10 protein-coding genes, 2 tRNA genes and 1 rRNA gene are annotated in these 16489 nt (G+C 43.5%); 10 read left to right on the top strand and 3 right to left on the bottom strand.

Annotation, left to right across the window (positions count from 1 at the left end):
* Window positions 1-11 precede the first annotated feature (11 nt).
* Window positions 12-1199 carry a hypothetical protein gene (locus F993_RS03910; RefSeq protein WP_004656472.1) on the top strand — a complete coding sequence of 396 codons (1188 nt, stop codon included), beginning with the start codon at window positions 12-14 and terminating at the stop codon, window positions 1197-1199.
* 47 nt (window positions 1200-1246) lie between these two features.
* On the opposite strand, the gene F993_RS03915 is transcribed toward F993_RS03910, so the two are convergent.
* Complete coding sequence (locus F993_RS03915) at window positions 1247-2008, bottom strand: hypothetical protein (RefSeq protein ID WP_004656471.1); 762 nt, start codon at window positions 2006-2008, stop codon at window positions 1247-1249.
* A 315-nt stretch (window positions 2009-2323) separates the two neighbouring features.
* Window positions 2324-5818 (bottom strand): PAS domain-containing hybrid sensor histidine kinase/response regulator, encoded by a 3495-nt coding sequence (locus tag F993_RS03920; RefSeq protein ID WP_167353103.1) that lies wholly within the window; start codon window positions 5816-5818, stop codon window positions 2324-2326.
* Window positions 5819-6003: 185 nt separating this feature from the next.
* Here F993_RS03920 and F993_RS03925 point away from each other — a divergent pair, with 185 nt between their 5' ends.
* The 3 genes from F993_RS03925 (at window position 6004) to F993_RS03935 (ending at window position 8912) form a co-directional block, all read left to right on the top strand.
* Window positions 6004-6336 (top strand): DUF485 domain-containing protein, encoded by a 333-nt coding sequence (locus tag F993_RS03925; protein ID WP_004656466.1) that lies wholly within the window; start codon window positions 6004-6006, stop codon window positions 6334-6336.
* A 1-nt stretch (window position 6337) separates the two neighbouring features.
* Complete coding sequence (locus F993_RS03930) at window positions 6338-8053, top strand: cation acetate symporter (RefSeq protein ID WP_032812560.1); 1716 nt, start codon at window positions 6338-6340, stop codon at window positions 8051-8053.
* Between the two features lie 202 nt (window positions 8054-8255).
* On the top strand, window positions 8256-8912 hold the full coding sequence (locus F993_RS03935; protein WP_004656464.1) for a tetratricopeptide repeat protein: 657 nt from the start codon (window positions 8256-8258) through the stop codon (window positions 8910-8912).
* A gap of 206 nt (window positions 8913-9118) precedes the next feature.
* Here F993_RS03935 and F993_RS03940 read toward each other — a convergent pair whose 3' ends face one another.
* The gene (locus F993_RS03940; protein ID WP_004656461.1) at window positions 9119-10327 is read right to left on the bottom strand and encodes an oxygenase MpaB family protein; all 1209 of its coding nucleotides are present in this window, start codon (window positions 10325-10327) and stop codon (window positions 9119-9121) included.
* An 85-nt stretch (window positions 10328-10412) separates the two neighbouring features.
* Here F993_RS03940 and F993_RS03945 point away from each other — a divergent pair, with 85 nt between their 5' ends.
* From F993_RS03945 to F993_RS03970, 6 genes are all read left to right on the top strand, one after another.
* The gene (locus F993_RS03945; RefSeq protein WP_004656458.1) at window positions 10413-11009 is read left to right on the top strand and encodes a TetR/AcrR family transcriptional regulator; all 597 of its coding nucleotides are present in this window, start codon (window positions 10413-10415) and stop codon (window positions 11007-11009) included.
* A 45-nt stretch (window positions 11010-11054) separates the two neighbouring features.
* Window positions 11055-11750 (top strand): ion channel, encoded by a 696-nt coding sequence (locus F993_RS03950; RefSeq protein ID WP_004656456.1) that lies wholly within the window; start codon window positions 11055-11057, stop codon window positions 11748-11750.
* A gap of 151 nt (window positions 11751-11901) precedes the next feature.
* Window positions 11902-13878, top strand: coding sequence for a BCCT family transporter (locus tag F993_RS03955; protein WP_004656454.1), 1977 nt, complete (start codon window positions 11902-11904; stop codon window positions 13876-13878).
* 705 nt (window positions 13879-14583) lie between these two features.
* Window positions 14584-16121 (top strand): 16S ribosomal RNA (locus F993_RS03960).
* 59 nt (window positions 16122-16180) lie between these two features.
* A tRNA-Ile gene (locus tag F993_RS03965) sits at window positions 16181-16257 on the top strand.
* A gap of 55 nt (window positions 16258-16312) precedes the next feature.
* Window positions 16313-16388 (top strand) — tRNA-Ala (locus tag F993_RS03970).
* The last annotated feature ends 101 nt before the right edge of the window (window positions 16389-16489 follow it).

The following is a 16489-nucleotide window of genomic DNA, read 5'->3' as shown; positions in this document are numbered from 1 at the left end:
TCGAGGCCGGCATGCATTATCTTCAGGATCCAAAAACAATTATTCAGGAATTACAACAACAGGGTTATGCCCGTATCCAAGTCATAGAATGGACGGAACAGACCCGTGACAGTCTGGCCAAAATGTTGTTGCAGGCAGGTGTCCAAGATTATCAATTTCATAAAATCAAGAATGAGCCACACGATTATCTGGTCGTACTCAAAGGGAACACTTCTAAGCTTCCTTATCAGTTGGAAAAAGATTATCCCTCCAGAACTTCTTTTTTAAAGGTGTTACCTTTAATTTTGGCGGTGGGCCTGATCGCAGTGACAGTCCTTTTTAGCAGTTATTCTCAAGATCTGATGTCCTTTGTGATTGTCTTGATGATTCCCGCAATACTCGGAGCATTATTCGAATACTTTATGATTCGAAAACAGCCCAATCCTATTTTCCTCTCTAAGCTTTTCAAAATTCAACCGCTTGTTTTGGTGATCGTGATAGTGTTCTGTGTGATCGTGTTAAGAGAAGGTATTATTTGTCTGATCATGCTCTTGCCCATTCTACTGATCGGTTTACTGCTGGGCGCAGGTTTGATGCGATTGATTTGTCATTATCTATGGAAGCCCAGCGCCAAAATCTATTCTTTTGCACTTCTACCTTTGATTTTATGGTTGTTATTACCTGATTTTAGCCGTACTGAATATGGACAAACCCAGCGCTCGGTCGTGATTCATGCGCCCGCACAGCAAGTATTTCAGGCCATTAACCAGATTGGCAAGATTCAACCAGAGGAAGTCAAAGACAGCTTTATTTTTACCATGGGCTTTCCTAAACCTGTTTTTGGTATGACCGAGCAGCATGAGGGTGAGTTGATACGCACCATCCAGTGGGAGCGTGGTATTAAGTTTGAGGAAAAGGTGACTGCATCGCATGCGCCGTATTTATTGTCCTGGAAATATCAGTTTGCTCCAGATTCTTTTCCGAAGGGATCATTAGATGACCATCTGGAAATGGGCGGCAAGTATTTCGATTTGCTGAAAACAGATTATCAATTAGAACAAATCGATGCGCATACCACCAAGTTGATTCTAAGCATTGATTATCGTTTATCCACTGAATATAACTGGTATAGCCGTTTATGGGTCAATTATGTTTTAAATGAGTTTAGTGATGTGGTGATGCAGATTCATAAACAGCGTTTAGAAAAAGATCTTTCTTGAACTGAAAATCAAAGCGAAGCCACAATCTTGATTGTGGCTTCTGCTAGTTAAGCCAAGCAATCCTGTTTTGGCATTAAGCTATCGCAATACAATGGGTTTAACGCACATTGTAAATCATCAATCTGCTCTTGGGTCACATAGCCTTTGGCTTTGAGATATTCAGCCACGCGATCATCACGCAGACTTAAAAATGCAGCATCATACACGCCTAAATCAACAAATAAAGCCGCAGTTTCCAAGCTGTTAAAATGGTCTAAAAACACATCATTTTCATACATTAAGAAGATATGCGTCAAATCGGCATTGGCATCGACTTTTAAACGTTGGGCTAATTGTTCAGGACGTGTTTTGATAAACAATAAATCAGAAAGCTCATCAAATTGGGTTTTATCCAATTGGTTTTCGCCACCTTTAACATGACCTAGCCATGCTTTGAATACCAGTACCGCACCACCGCGTAGTAACATACTCCAGATTTGATGGCGGCTGTCATGGTCGAGATGAGCCGATTCGGTTTCGAGAGCGTCTAAAAATTTTTCTTCCTGCTGCGCCAGTTTTTCAAATAGACCCAAGCCTTGTGGGTGATAAGCGGCGGGTGCAAACACATCAAAATTGAGCTCATCAAATACATTAAGTGCTAGTGGAACAGCAGCTTGATAAAGCGTGTTCAGTGCACGTAAATGGGTGTCATCCAGTTTGCTGTGTACAAAGATGGTTTGCCAATCCAATTCTGGTAGCAGTGCATTGGCACTGTACTGGCGATAAAGCTGTTGTGAGCTATGGTCAGTTGTCGGGTTACTGTGATTCATGATCAATGTCCTTTTTGACAATTTGTGCTGAGAAACCCAACAAACATGGCGCTAGGCTTCGATTCAATTGATCAATTTATGCGGGATAGAGAAAGCAAGTAGAATACGACTAAAGTTGTAGATATGTTTTTTACCCTAAAATTAATTATTAAAAACAGTGATTTATTTAATTGTAAGTAAGTGTACAAACGTTCACTAATGTAAGTGAACGTTTTTGCCATAGCCAATAATGATTTGAGCACTTTGGTCAATTGATCATCGATAAAAGTGCTCCTTTTTGATGGTTTCTGCATGTGTTGCAAAATATTTTGCTAGTTATTGCATCGGCATGATTTTTAAACCCGATAACCATGCCCGTAATCCCGCAGGTTTAAGCGGTTTTTTCAGCAACACAATATTCTGCTGTTTTAAGTATTGGGGCAGTTCTGGGTCAGAATCTGCGGTAATCAGGGCCACTGGAATATGCGCCAGTCGATGCTGTTCGATAAAGTCTAGACCACGTTGATCATGGTTTAAGTGCTGGTCGATCAGCCAGACCTGAATGTCTTCTTGCTCAATCAATTGCAAGGCTTGCTCAGGTTCAGTCGCGGTGAAAATCTGATAGCCCCACTTGCTCAGTAAAGTACGCATCCCTTCCAAAATGGTTTCATCATTGTCTAAACACAATACTTTATAAGCCGTATGTTGTAAGGCCGTCACATGCGGGAGGGGTATTTGAATTTTGGGCGCTTCGGCAAGTGGTACTTCAATCATGAAGCAAGAGCCTTTGCCCAATTCCGAATAGACATGCACAGGAAAATCCAACAGGCTGGTCATACGTTGTACGATGGCCAGTCCGAGACCCAGACCCTGTTCACCCCAAGGCGAGGTGTGCCCACAGCGCTCAAACTCTTGGAACAGTTTCAGGCGTTGTTGTTCATGAATGCCGGGGCCAGTATCCCAAACCCCGATCCGAATATGGTTCGGGCGTTGTGCCGAACGTAACACGCCAACCACCACACGACCTTGTGCCGTATAGCGCAATGCATTGCTGACAAAGTTTTGAATAATCCGTCGCATCCATTGTGGGTCGGTATCGACCCAAAATTTAGTGTCGTGAACAGACAGTTGAATATTGCGTTGTGCCGCAATTGATTTAAATTGCAGCTCAAGATCATTTAACAGGTCATGCAGAGAATAGGCTTGACGTTTCGGTTGAATGGTACCACCTTCCAAACGGGCAATATCCAGGAGTGCCGAGAGCATACTTTCAGCCCCATACAGAGCACGATCCAACTGTTGCAAGGTTTGCTGATCTTCTGCTGAATGCACACTTTGCTCTAGCGCGGTACTAAATAAGCGAGCCGCATGCATCGGCTGTAATAGGTCATGACTGGCGGCTGCCAAGAAACGACTTTTCGATTGATTGGCTTTATCGGCTTGTTCCAGTGCGAGTTGTTGCTCGGTCAAGGCATTGGCAAGCTGTTGGGTGCGATCACTGACGCGTTCTTCCAACACCGCTTCGTTTTCACGGAAGGCAGTAATATCAGCGAAAGTGGTCACGAAGCCACCGCCTTCAATGGGATTACCGCGCATCTGAATCACCAGACCATCTTTACGAATGCGCTCGAACTCATGCGCGCTACCGACTTTCATCCAGTGCAGTCGTTTACGTACATGTTCTTCAACAGGACCAGGACCACATTCACCACGTTCGGCATTATAGCGAATCAAATCGGCAATCGGGCAGCCGACGTAGACCAGATCCTTAGGATAATCAAATAGTTTTAGGTATTGGTTGTTCCATGCCACCAGACACATATTTTTATCCACCACACTGACCCCTTGAGTCATATGGTCGATCATGGTCATGAGTAGGTTTTGGTTAAAACGTTGCCACTGTGAGGCTTGGTCAAGGATATTGGCCACTTGTCCTAAAGCGAGACCATTGTTAATCATGGCAGTGGTCAATAAGGTACGGGCAGAAGCGGCACCAATAATCCCTGCCAGATACTGCTCGGTAAAACGCCACCACATGCCATTGGCGACGTGATTTTCATTTAACACCACATGGTTTTGTTCACAAAACTGTTGGAAGGCTTGAAGGGTGGGCTTATCGCCTGTGACGCGTTTGGCTAAAGCCAGTAAGTCACCAACTTTCAGGCGTGCAGCATTCAGGTGTAGATCAGTGAGATCGGTATTGGATTGAGCTGATGGCAACGGTTTGCTTTCATAATAGAAAAAGCTTTCCGCCTGAATTTGCTCAGCAACACTTGGACGATACAGACGGGATACCCAGATATACAGCACCGCGTTAAGGCCGAGTGACCACAACACACCGTGGGTGAGAGGAGCAAAGGATTCAAATCCGAGTAGGGCCTCAGGACGTAGACCATTAATATCGAAAGGCCCAAACAATAATAGATGTTGTGCAAATTCTTGATAATGATCTGGCAGGCTGCGCAATACCGTTGGAAATAGAAGCGTATAGCTCCACATGGCAAAGCCCATGAGTAAGCCAACATAGACTCCTTGACGGCTTGCACCACGCCAATACAATCCCCCGATGAGAGCAGGGGCGAATTGAGCCACCGCGCTAAAGGCCAATAAGCCAAAAACTGAAAGCTGATTAATATCATTAAAAAAATGGAAGAATAAAAAACCGAGTAACATCACACTGATGATGCTAATGCGACGCGTCAATTTGAGCACACGAGGTAGGTGCTGATCATGGCGAGAAATGATTTTAAAGCGCCATAATGCAGGCATAATCAAGTCATTACTGAGCATGATCGACAGGGCCACCGAAGCCACCAACAGCATGCCCGTCGAAGCTGAAAAGCCTCCTAAAAAGGCCAATAAGGCAAGCCATTCTTGTTGATAGCTTAAAGGTAGCGCTAAGACCGCAATATCAGGGGTGCCGAGAGTCTCAGGCAGGGAGTGTAAAGCCCAACTGGCAATCGGAATGATCGCGATAACCGTTAAGATCAGATAGGCCGCGAACCAGCGTCGTGCACCGCGAATATGTTTTTCATCCCGTAATTCAACCACAGCCACATGAAATTGACGTGGCAAGCAAATCATGGCTAAACCTGCCAATAGCGTCTGTACCCAGAAGGTCTCGGGCACCCCCAGTTGTTGCAGGTCATGAAAATGTTGATTGACGTCGCTGCTGACCTGTTTGATATTGTCTGGCGATTGTAATAAGAAAAATGCCGCCACGCAGAGCAGTGCAAACAGTTTAACAAAGGACTCAAACGCCACTGCTAACATCAACCCGCCGTGCTGTTCGGTATGCGCAATATGACGGGTACCAAAAATCATCGCCAAAATCGCCAGCACCGCAGTCAGCACTAACACACTATTGGTGGTGGTATGAATATGTGCGTTTTGCTCAAGAATCACCGAGGCACTCAAAGCAATCGCGCGTAACTGCAAAGCCAGATAGGGCACAATGGCAATCACAGCAAGGATGGTCACCAGTGCTGCCAAGCTACCACTTTTGCCATAACGCGCCGCGACAAAATCGGCAATTGATGAAATGGCGTGATGTTGGCGAATCCGCCCTAAGCGCTTCCAGATGTCATAGCCAAACCAGATAAACAGCAAAGGACCCAAATAAATAGGCAGGAAAATGACGCCTTGGCGTACCGCAGCGCCGGTCGCGCCATAAAAGGTCCAAGATGAGCAATAAACCCCTAATGTCAAACTAAACAGCAGCATACGGCCGCGCGTACTTAATCGGCTAGCATGCTTTTCACCAAAAAAAGCACAGCCGAATAACAGTACGATATACAGGGCAAGCACACCAAGAATAAGCCAACTGTTCATATTGCTCACGGGATCAAATTCCATTTTTTATCATACCCGAAGCACGGGTAGAGCAAGGAGTAGAGATTGTCATTTAGAGACCAAAGTCTAAGTTACGAGTCAAGCCTAATCTTGTTACTTTGGATAATGAAAAATCCCATGTGAAAAAGGGGTCCACGGTTGGACACAAAAATAAGGAGTCAATTATGGATGATTCACAGGTAGATCGAATTCTACGAAATCCAAAGTTTCAAGAGATGGTCAGCAAAAAGCGCACATTAAGTTGGACATTAACAGCAATCATGCTGTTTATCTACGTTGGGTTCATGCTTTTGGTTGGCTATAACAAAGAATTTTTAGCAAGTTCATTTAGCGGTGGTGTGACCACATGGGGAATTCCCCTTGGTTTAGGCATTATCGTATTGTCATTTATCTTATGTGGTGTGTATTCCTATATTGCCAATACGAAACTTGATCAACTGAATGAAGCAGCCCTCAAGGAAGTTGAGGCTATTGCACATGAAAAAGGGATGCACTGAGATGAAAGGGACATCATTCAAAGCGATATTGTTCACGCTGCTAAGCTTTTGTTGCTCAAGTATTGCATTCGCGGGTCCAGACCTAGGTGCGGCTGAGCAGCAGGCGACCAACTGGCATGCGATCATTATGTTTACGATCTTTGTCGGTTTTACCTTGTTCATTACCAAATGGGCGGCAAAGCAAACGCAATCTGCGCAAGACTTTTATACCGCAGGTGGCGGAATCAGTGGTTTCCAAAATGGTTTGGCGATTGCAGGTGACTATATGTCAGCGGCATCGTTTCTCGGTATTTCGGCACTCGTATTCAGCTCGGGCTTCGATGGTTTACTCTATTCACTGGGTTTTATGGTAGGTTGGCCAATCGTACTTTTCCTGGTTGCGGAACGTTTACGTAACTTGGGTAAATATAATTTGTCCGACGTGGTGTCATTCCGTCTGGAAGAAAAGCCAGTGCGTACCTTGGCAGCTTTCAGCTCATTGGTTGTGGTTGCGTTCTACCTGATTGCACAGATGGTCGGTGCGGGTCAGTTGATCAAATTACTATTCGGTTTGAACTACAACATCGCAGTTGTGATCGTCGGTCTGTTGATGATGGCTTATGTGATCTTCGGTGGTATGTTGGCAACGACTTGGGTACAGATCATCAAAGCGGTAATGTTACTCAGTGGCGCAACTTTTATGGCCTTTATGGTGATGAAAGCGGTTGGCTTTAGCTTCACCAATATGTTTAACCAAGCCATTGGTGTATATAGCCAAGCGCACAACATGAGTTGGGAAGAAGCAGCCAAAATCATGGGGCCAGGTAAACTCGCGGCAAATCCAATCGATGCACTATCACTTGGTCTTGCGTTAATGTTTGGTACGGCAGGTTTACCGCATATCCTCATGCGTTTCTTTACCGTGAAAGATGCCAAAGAAGCACGTAAATCAGTTGTGGTGGCTACAGGCTTTATTGGCTACTTCTATCTGCTCACCTTCATTATCGGTTTCGGTGCAATCCTATTTGTTGCCAATAACCCGCAGTTCCTTGATGTTGCTAAAGCAGCAGTAACAGGCAAATTAGAGTTGGTCGGTGGTAACAATATGGCTGCCGTGCATTTAAGTGATGCTGTGGGTGGCGACCTGTTCATGGGCTTCATTTCAGCAGTCGCATTCGCAACAATTCTTGCCGTGGTTGCTGGTTTGACCCTGTCAGGTGCTTCAGCGATTTCACATGACCTTTATGCCAACGTATTCAAAAAAGGCAAAACGACCCCTGAATCTGAATTAAAGATGTCAAAAATTGCAACTTTAGGTTTAGCCATCTTTGCCATGATTTTGGGTATCTTGTTTGAGAAGCAAAATGTTGCCTTTATGGTCGGTTTAGCATTCTCTGTGGCATGTTGTGCAAACTTCCCAATCCTCGTGTTATCAATGTTCTGGAAAGGCTTGACTACACGTGGTGCAGTGATTGGTGGTGTGGTTGGTTTGGTTGGTGCGGTGAGCCTAATCATTCTGTCTAAAGCCGTTTGGGTCGATACTTTGGCAATTTCTGAAACTGCGCCAAACCCATTCAATGGTCCAGCACTGTTTGCAATGCCTTTATCATTCCTTTGCTGCTGGTTCTTCTCTGTAACTGATAAATCAGCACGCGCAGAGAAAGAGCGTAAAGCTTTTGATGCTCAGTTTGTTCGTTCAATGACAGGGATTGGTGCATCTGGCGCGTCAGATCACTAATGACCTTAAGCTAAAAGAAAGCCCTTATCTTTTGATAAGGGCTTTCTTTATTGGCAGTACATAAAAAAGGATTGTCGTATTGAGTGAGGGTAAAATAAGTTTTGAGTTGGTTTTTATTGTTTAGATTGCATTATAATTTTGAAAAATTTAAGAAACTTCTACCATTGCTTTGTTTGTTGTCAAATTTATATGAAATAGCCTTATGTATTTAATAAAGAATATTTTAATTTTCTTAACTCTTGTATTTTCAACTATGGCATGTAGCGAAAGCTCAGATCTTCCTAAAACTCAACTTGCTCAAATAGACGCAATGTTAGATGAAGATTTTGTGAAAAAAGATATCAATCTTGCTTATGCAAAATATTTAGAAGAAGCCAAACAAGGGGATCCAAATGCTCAACTTAGCCTTGGGATGATCTATAAACGTGGTTCATACGGCCCTGAAAGAGATTTTACTAAAGCTGTAGATTGGTTTCGCAAGTCTGCCCAATCTGGCAATCCTTATGCTCAATACAATCTTGGTTTAGCTTACTTGTTTGGACAAGGGGTTGATGAAAATTTTGAAGAATCATATGCATGGTTTATGAAAGCTGCGATACAGGGGCATGCAAATTCACAATATGAAATTGCATCAATGTATCGTGCTGGTGAAGGTGTAGCCAAAAATGAGATCAAGGCCATGGAATGGATGACAAAGGCTGCTGATCAGGAAATGGCTATTGCAGCATATGCACTTGGAGAAATGTATGAAGATGGTTCTGCTGGAGCAGTAAATATTAAGTTGGCAAAAAAATGGTATAAAAAGGCTGCTGAATATGGACTATCATGGGGTGAAGATAAGCTCGTGGAATTACAATAGAAGAGGAGAAATGCAAAGCTCCCGATGGAATATCATTGGCATTTAAAAGAAAAAGAGTCGAGGCGTAATTCAGTGAGCTACAAGAAGCTCGTATCTCAACAGCATGATCAATTGCTATTTAAAGGTATTGATATAGTGAATAAACAGTGTTGATGGATCTGATTATTAATCGGTATATAAAGATAAAGCCCGCATTGATTGAGGGCTTATTGATGCATACTGGCCAGTTGTTGCCCTTGGTTGCGATATAAAGACAAGCCCATGCGTTGTAAGTGTCGGCCATTTTGCTCAAGCAAACGGTTTAACTTCGGAATATGTTTAGCCCCTGTATACAGAGCTAGATTACGACCAATCAGATAATAAGCAAACCATGATGCCGATTGTGGAGCTAAACCGAGTTTGTGCATTTTGTTACGGCCAATAAAAAATTGAGTAATTTCTAGATGCTGCTTATAGGCCAATTTTTGCTGGAAAGAACGTAGATAGCGATATTTACGTTCAAAGGGTTCTTTGGAAAGGCTGGAACCCAGTGAAATGCTGCTGGCATCAGATTGAGGATGCGCGAAGTGCATCCAGTATATCAGTTTCCAGCCATCCGACTCTTTATCGACCAGCCATTTTTCATCCACACCCATTAACCAGCCTGCATATTTCCAAAAATGTAAAAAGCTATCGACATCTTGTTTACTGGGAAAAATGCCTAAAGCCCGTATTCCAATCAAGACGACACCGCTAAAAGCGATATTGGTCATGGCCTGATCATATTGATTGATCGGCATTCCCCAAGTTTCGGCATCCCATTTTTCTGATTTTTGCAGTTGATGACGCACGAGTGAATGAATAAAACGCACAAAAATGGTGGAGGTAAAACCTTTGCTAAAGCGTTCAAAACCACCTTGTTCAGTGATATCGACCCACCATTTGGTGGTTTCGGCCAAACGTGTACCTGCCTGTTTTTTTAATGCGCCTGTCAGGACCAAGGGTTGGTTAAAACCAGGGTACATATAGCCTGTCATTAGGGATAAATCTCGGAGGATAAGACCGTTATTGATTCCCAAGCGATAGGTAAATTTTAGTGCATCATCAATTTTGTTTTGATCATACCAAGCAGGTTTTTGTTCAACGAATTGGAAGAAAGCAGTGAGTTCAGGAATTTCATGTGGCAGTTTATCGAGACCTTGATATAGCGCCGTTTCAAAGTATTTACGATGCTGTTTCGGATTCTGTAGTACCCATAGCAGCAGTTGATCCATCGGCGCATCACCACTTTGCAGGGCGGTATTCAGCGCTTGATACTCTGCATAACTGGGTTGTACCTGCTGATGGGTCATATAACTCAGAATTTTGGTTTTAAGATTGGATTGATTCATATCTTCAAACGCGGCCAAGCGTTTAGGTTTAACGATGCTTTGCATTGCATAAAGCCTGTGATTGTTATTTAATCAAAGCTTAATATGAATATTTATTCGCATTCAATTCGCATTTCTATTGAGGCTGAGCATGAGAAAACGACCACAGCAACAGCGTGCCAAAATGATTGTCGAAAGTATTTTGGAAGGGGCGCAGAAATGCATTTCTGAATATGGGGTGTTACAGGTAACCACACCTAAAATCTCTGAAAAATCAGGTGTGAGTGTTGGATCGATTTATCAGTATTTTGAAAATAAAGAGCAGATTATCGCGGAACTATTGTTACGCAAAAGTGAACACTTGGGGCAAGCAGTCAAGCAGTTGGTGATGTTGCAACAACAAACGGCTATTCAAGACATTATCGCATTAAGTATTGTCTTTGGCTTTGAATCTTTGAAATCTGATCAAGGTTTTTTTATCGAAATTCTAAAAAACTGGCATGCTTATAGTGATTCAGAGGCGGCACAGGTACTCGAGCAACATTTTCTAGAAGTTGGGATGTACTTATTTGGGCGTTATTATCCACATTGGGATTTTGAAACTTTAAAGCATAAGTCTTTTGTGATTATTAACAGTACTTTGTTTACCATGATGCGCTATGCCAGTAAGAATACCTTTTTGATTGAAGAGCAACGCTTGCAACAAGAACTGTGCAAAATGATCGTTGCCTTTTTAGATACAATATGATGCGATTAACACAATGAAAATCATAACAATAGCAAGGAAAACAACATGCAAAGCCTGAAACAATTCTGGAGCAGCTTTCGTTTATTACCCTCTGCATGGTTGTTGCTGGTTCAATTGGCCTTGTTGATTTTATATATGTTGACCACAGGCGATAGTGAATTCCGTGCTTTAACTTGGTCGCTGGGCGTATTGGCCTTGTTGATCATCGCTAAAGTGATTCGGCAAAGCCCTGTGTTTACGTTCTGGGGTTTGGTCTTTGTCAGCGGTGCGTTCTTATTTTCGATTTTAATTTTTCTTGGCTATGGCAATCGGACCATACAAATTATTGCACATAGTTTTGAAGCATTAGCTTACTTTTATGCGGCTTATGGCTTGTTGCGCTATATGTTTGCGGATCGCTATCTCACCAGAGATGAGTTGTTTGCAGCAGGGGCCGTATTTACCCTCATCGCTTGGGCCTTTGCCTTCTTATATAGTATCTGTCAGTTAATCCTGCCCAATAGTTTTCAAAATCCCAATCAACCACAAGCCTTACAACATTGGCTGGATTTATTGTTCTTGAGTTTTAGCCTACAGTCCGCAACTGGATTGTCGGATTTGATGCCAATTAGCCCTGCAGCCAGAGTACTTGCGATGCTGCAAATGTTTGGTGGGGTGATGTATCTGGCGGTAGTGGTGTCTCGTCTCATCGCGTTGCAGTATATCGCGCACGTACCTAAACGATTGGGCGATAAAGAATAGCTCTGTTACAGCATTACAACTGCTTTATTTTTCACATTTTTTATAATCAGTATCGAGTTTTACATCGCTGAACTCGCTTTTATTCACTGTGTGAATGTCTTATTTGACCCTTAAGGTCTGTCCATTATCATTAGAATAACGTGGGGGAATTATGCCTTCCAAGCCATCTTCGCAGTTTGCGAATGTGAATCCAAACGTGTTTTTAAGCACGGTGGTTATCATTGCGATTTTTATCGCAATCGTCATTATCGCACCTAGTTCATTTGAATTTTTGACCCAGCAGCTCAAGCAGTGGATTACGGACTCGTTTAGTTGGTTCTATGTCTTATCTGTTGCCGTTTTTCTGATCATACTAATTTACATCGCCTGTTCCGCCAGTGGCAAAATCAAATTAGGACCCGATCACAGCCAGCCTGAGTATAGCAATGGCTCTTGGTTTGCCATGCTGTTTACCGCAGGGATGGGCATCGGTTTGATGTTCTTTGGTGTCGCGGAACCCGTGATGCACTATGTCAGCCCACCCAGTGGTGACCCTGAAAGTGTAGATGCTGCACAACAAGCCTTGAGGATTACCTTTTTCCATTGGGGCTTGCATGCATGGGCAATTTACGCCGTGGTTGGATTAGCCTTGGCCTATTTTGCTTATCGGCATAATCTGCCATTAAAAACCCGTTCCGCCTTATATCCAATTATTGGTAAGAAAATCTATGGTCCTTGGGGTGATGGGATTGATACCTTTGCCACCATTGGTACGGTTTTTGGGGTAGCGACCTCTTTAGGTTTTGGTGTGACGCAAATCAATTCAGGTTTGCATTATCTGTTTGGTATTGAACAAAGCAGCAATGTTCAGGTGATCCTGATTATTTTTGTCAGTGCCTTGGCATCCATGTCGGTATTTTTAGGTCTGGATAAAGGGGTAAAACGTCTTTCCGAACTCAATCTGATTTTGGCTTTGGTGTTATTGGCCTTTGTATTTATTGCGGGTCCAAGTATCTATCTGCTGCAAACCACCATTCAAAACATGGGTTCGTATATGTCGAACCTATTTGGTATGACCTTTAATCTCTACGCCTATCAACCGAATGGCTGGATTGGCGGTTGGACCATTATGTATTGGGCATGGTGGATTTCATGGTCGCCGTTTGTAGGCATGTTTATTGCCCGTGTATCGCGTGGCCGAACCATCCGTGAGTTTATTGTCGGTGTGTTACTGATTCCGACAGGTTTTACCATCATCTGGATGGGGTTCCTGGGTAATGCCGCGCTGTTTAACATTATGCAAGAACATAATGTCAGTCTCATTCACGCCGTACAAAGCGATTCATCAGTTGCGTTATTTGAGTTTTTGAATCATTTGCCATTTTCAGGGGTGATGAGTTTACTGGCGACGGTATTGGTGATGCTCTTTTTCGTCACCTCTGCGGATTCAGGTGCTTTGGTTACGGATTATCTCACCGCTAAAACTGAAAACTCTCCAACATGGCAACGTTTGTTTTGGACCGTGTTGATGGCAGCATTGGCCATTATTCTATTGTTGGTGGGTGGTCTATCGGCATTGCAATCCTCCATCATTATGAGTGCATTGCCTTTTACTTTTATTATGTTGTTGATGAGCTGGGGGCTGTTAAAAGCCTTAAAGCTGGATGTCACCAAGATGAAAGCGATTCAGGAAGCACGCATTACACCGCGAGCGATTCATAATCCACGTAGTTGGCAGCAGCGTTTAGGTTTAATCATGCATTATCCGCATACTGAAACTGAAGTTCAGCACTACATTGAGACACAGGTGCGTAAAGCCTTTGAAAGTATTCAACGTGAATTTAAGCGCCGTCACTTGGAAGTGGAGATACGTGAAATTGAAAATGGTCTGCAATTGCATGTCGATCATCATCATGAAATTAACTTCACGTATAAAGTGATCTCACATGCCACTGTTCCACCAAGCTTCATGTTGGGACGAGCAGAGGAAGATGAGGCCAATTACTTCCAAGCAGAAGTCTTCTTAAGAGAGGGTGGGCAAAACTACGATGTGATGGATTGGACGCAAGAAGATTTAATCCAAGACATTATTGATCAATATGAACGTCATCTTTACTTCTTGAATATTGTAAGAGGCACAACTTCTTAATCAAACATTCTGACTGCAATATTGAAAACAACGGTTTTGAACTTATCAAAGCCGTTGTTTTTATTTCGAGTGATGGGATTTTAAACATCAATTGAATAGGAGACAGATTTTTGAATAGAGTGAGGTGTTTAAAATAAAAGCTAAATATAAAAATAAAGCTGCTTTATTGCTGATAATAAAAACATATTTTCAACAAACCATTTAAATTTCAATCAGTTAGTCTATTTAAATTTACTTTTAAGATAATTAATAAATTTTAAATTATATAAATCAGTAAATTAGATGCGTTAAAGTTTAAAAATAAAACAACCGAATAATTTAATTTTTAAAAGTGCTTGCAACGGGTCTGAAATGCTGTAGAATGCACATCCATCGGCGGTGATGCAGATAAAAACTTGTTGAGAAACAAGGATTTGGCTGGAAAGGTTGGATTCTTGGGTTGATTGATAAGTTTGCTAAATATCTAAATTACCTGTTGACTTTTAAGAAATTGAGAGTAATATAGCCGACCTAGCTTGATGATGACGAATCATCGAGAAGATCATTAAGAGAATAGAAGAACAACTTGTGTGGATTTTTACTAGTTAATCAATCGAAAATATTTCATTGATTGAAGAGTAGAAATTTCTCGAAGTTTATTTGAGCGAATTTTTAGTCAGAAAATTGATGAGCCAAGATTTGTAGCCATAAGCTACTAATGATTTTAAACTGAAGAGTTTGATCATGGCTCAGATTGAACGCTGGCGGCAGGCTTAACACATGCAAGTCGAGCGGAGTGATGGTGCTTGCACTATCACTTAGCGGCGGACGGGTGAGTAATGCTTAGGAATCTGCCATTTAGTGGGGGACAACATTCCGAAAGGAATGCTAATACCGCATACGTCCTACGGGAGAAAGCAGGGGATCTTCGGACCTTGCGCTAAATGATGAGCCTAAGTCGGATTAGCTAGTTGGTGGGGTAAAGGCCTACCAAGGCGACGATCTGTAGCGGGTCTGAGAGGATGATCCGCCACACTGGGACTGAGACACGGCCCAGACTCCTACGGGAGGCAGCAGTGGGGAATATTGGACAATGGGCGGAAGCCTGATCCAGCCATGCCGCGTGTGTGAAGAAGGCCTTTTGGTTGTAAAGCACTTTAAGCGAGGAGGAGGCTACCTGGATTAATACTCTAGGATAGTGGACGTTACTCGCAGAATAAGCACCGGCTAACTCTGTGCCAGCAGCCGCGGTAATACAGAGGGTGCGAGCGTTAATCGGATTTACTGGGCGTAAAGCGTGCGTAGGCGGCTTTTTAAGTCGGATGTGAAATCCCCGAGCTTAACTTGGGAATTGCATTCGATACTGGGAAGCTAGAGTATGGGAGAGGATGGTAGAATTCCAGGTGTAGCGGTGAAATGCGTAGAGATCTGGAGGAATACCGATGGCGAAGGCAGCCATCTGGCCTAATACTGACGCTGAGGTACGAAAGCATGGGGAGCAAACAGGATTAGATACCCTGGTAGTCCATGCCGTAAACGATGTCTACTAGCCGTTGGGGCCTTTGAGGCTTTAGTGGCGCAGCTAACGCGATAAGTAGACCGCCTGGGGAGTACGGTCGCAAGACTAAAACTCAAATGAATTGACGGGGGCCCGCACAAGCGGTGGAGCATGTGGTTTAATTCGATGCAACGCGAAGAACCTTACCTGGTCTTGACATAGTAAGAACTTTCCAGAGATGGATTGGTGCCTTCGGGAACTTACATACAGGTGCTGCATGGCTGTCGTCAGCTCGTGTCGTGAGATGTTGGGTTAAGTCCCGCAACGAGCGCAACCCTTTTCCTTATTTGCCAGCGGGTTAAGCCGGGAACTTTAAGGATACTGCCAGTGACAAACTGGAGGAAGGCGGGGACGACGTCAAGTCATCATGGCCCTTACGACCAGGGCTACACACGTGCTACAATGGTCGGTACAAAGGGTTGCTACCTAGCGATAGGATGCTAATCTCAAAAAGCCGATCGTAGTCCGGATTGGAGTCTGCAACTCGACTCCATGAAGTCGGAATCGCTAGTAATCGCGGATCAGAATGCCGCGGTGAATACGTTCCCGGGCCTTGTACACACCGCCCGTCACACCATGGGAGTTTGTTGCACCAGAAGTAGGTAGTCTAACCGTAAGGAGGACGCTTACCACGGTGTGGCCGATGACTGGGGTGAAGTCGTAACAAGGTAGCCGTAGGGGAACCTGCGGCTGGATCACCTCCTTAACGAAAGATTGGTGACTGGTAAGAATCCACAACAAGTTGTTCTTCGAAGATGTATCTGAGGGTCTGTAGCTCAGTTGGTTAGAGCACACGCTTGATAAGCGTGGGGTCACAAGTTCAAGTCTTGTCAGACCCACCAAATCTGATTGCAGTAGCTTGGATTGAAAGATATGTCGTTCATTAAGTGATAAGCTGGGGACTTAGCTTAGTTGGTAGAGCGCCTGCTTTGCACGCAGGAGGTCAGGAGTTCGACTCTCCTAGTCTCCACCAAATTCGAGGAAAAACAAAGCAACGCTTTGACCGAGAATTTAAGCTAAGAAGATTATAGAGTTTAGTGAATACAGTCCAAGTTGACTGGTTTATTAATCTCT

This window comes from Acinetobacter proteolyticus (genome assembly GCF_000367945.1).
GTDB lineage: Bacteria > Pseudomonadota > Gammaproteobacteria > Pseudomonadales > Moraxellaceae > Acinetobacter > Acinetobacter proteolyticus.
The sequence above is the reverse complement of the archived record's forward strand: the minus strand, read 5'-3'. Positions and strand labels throughout refer to the sequence as shown.

What these genes read in the sequence shown, in the direction of transcription:
- F993_RS03910 (WP_004656472.1), top strand. Translation starts at nt 12, where the DNA reads ATGCATTATCTTCAGGATCCAAAAACAATTATTCAGGAATTACAACAA.
- F993_RS03915 (WP_004656471.1), bottom strand. Translation starts at nt 2,008, where the DNA reads ATGAATCACAGTAACCCGACAACTGACCATAGCTCACAACAGCTTTAT.
- F993_RS03920 (WP_167353103.1), bottom strand. Translation starts at nt 5,818, where the DNA reads ATGAACAGTTGGCTTATTCTTGGTGTGCTTGCCCTGTATATCGTACTG.
- F993_RS03925 (WP_004656466.1), top strand. Translation starts at nt 6,004, where the DNA reads ATGGATGATTCACAGGTAGATCGAATTCTACGAAATCCAAAGTTTCAA.
- F993_RS03930 (WP_032812560.1), top strand. Translation starts at nt 6,338, where the DNA reads ATGAAAGGGACATCATTCAAAGCGATATTGTTCACGCTGCTAAGCTTT.
- F993_RS03935 (WP_004656464.1), top strand. Translation starts at nt 8,256, where the DNA reads ATGTATTTAATAAAGAATATTTTAATTTTCTTAACTCTTGTATTTTCA.
- F993_RS03940 (WP_004656461.1), bottom strand. Translation starts at nt 10,327, where the DNA reads ATGCAAAGCATCGTTAAACCTAAACGCTTGGCCGCGTTTGAAGATATG.
- F993_RS03945 (WP_004656458.1), top strand. Translation starts at nt 10,413, where the DNA reads ATGAGAAAACGACCACAGCAACAGCGTGCCAAAATGATTGTCGAAAGT.
- F993_RS03950 (WP_004656456.1), top strand. Translation starts at nt 11,055, where the DNA reads ATGCAAAGCCTGAAACAATTCTGGAGCAGCTTTCGTTTATTACCCTCT.
- F993_RS03955 (WP_004656454.1), top strand. Translation starts at nt 11,902, where the DNA reads ATGCCTTCCAAGCCATCTTCGCAGTTTGCGAATGTGAATCCAAACGTG.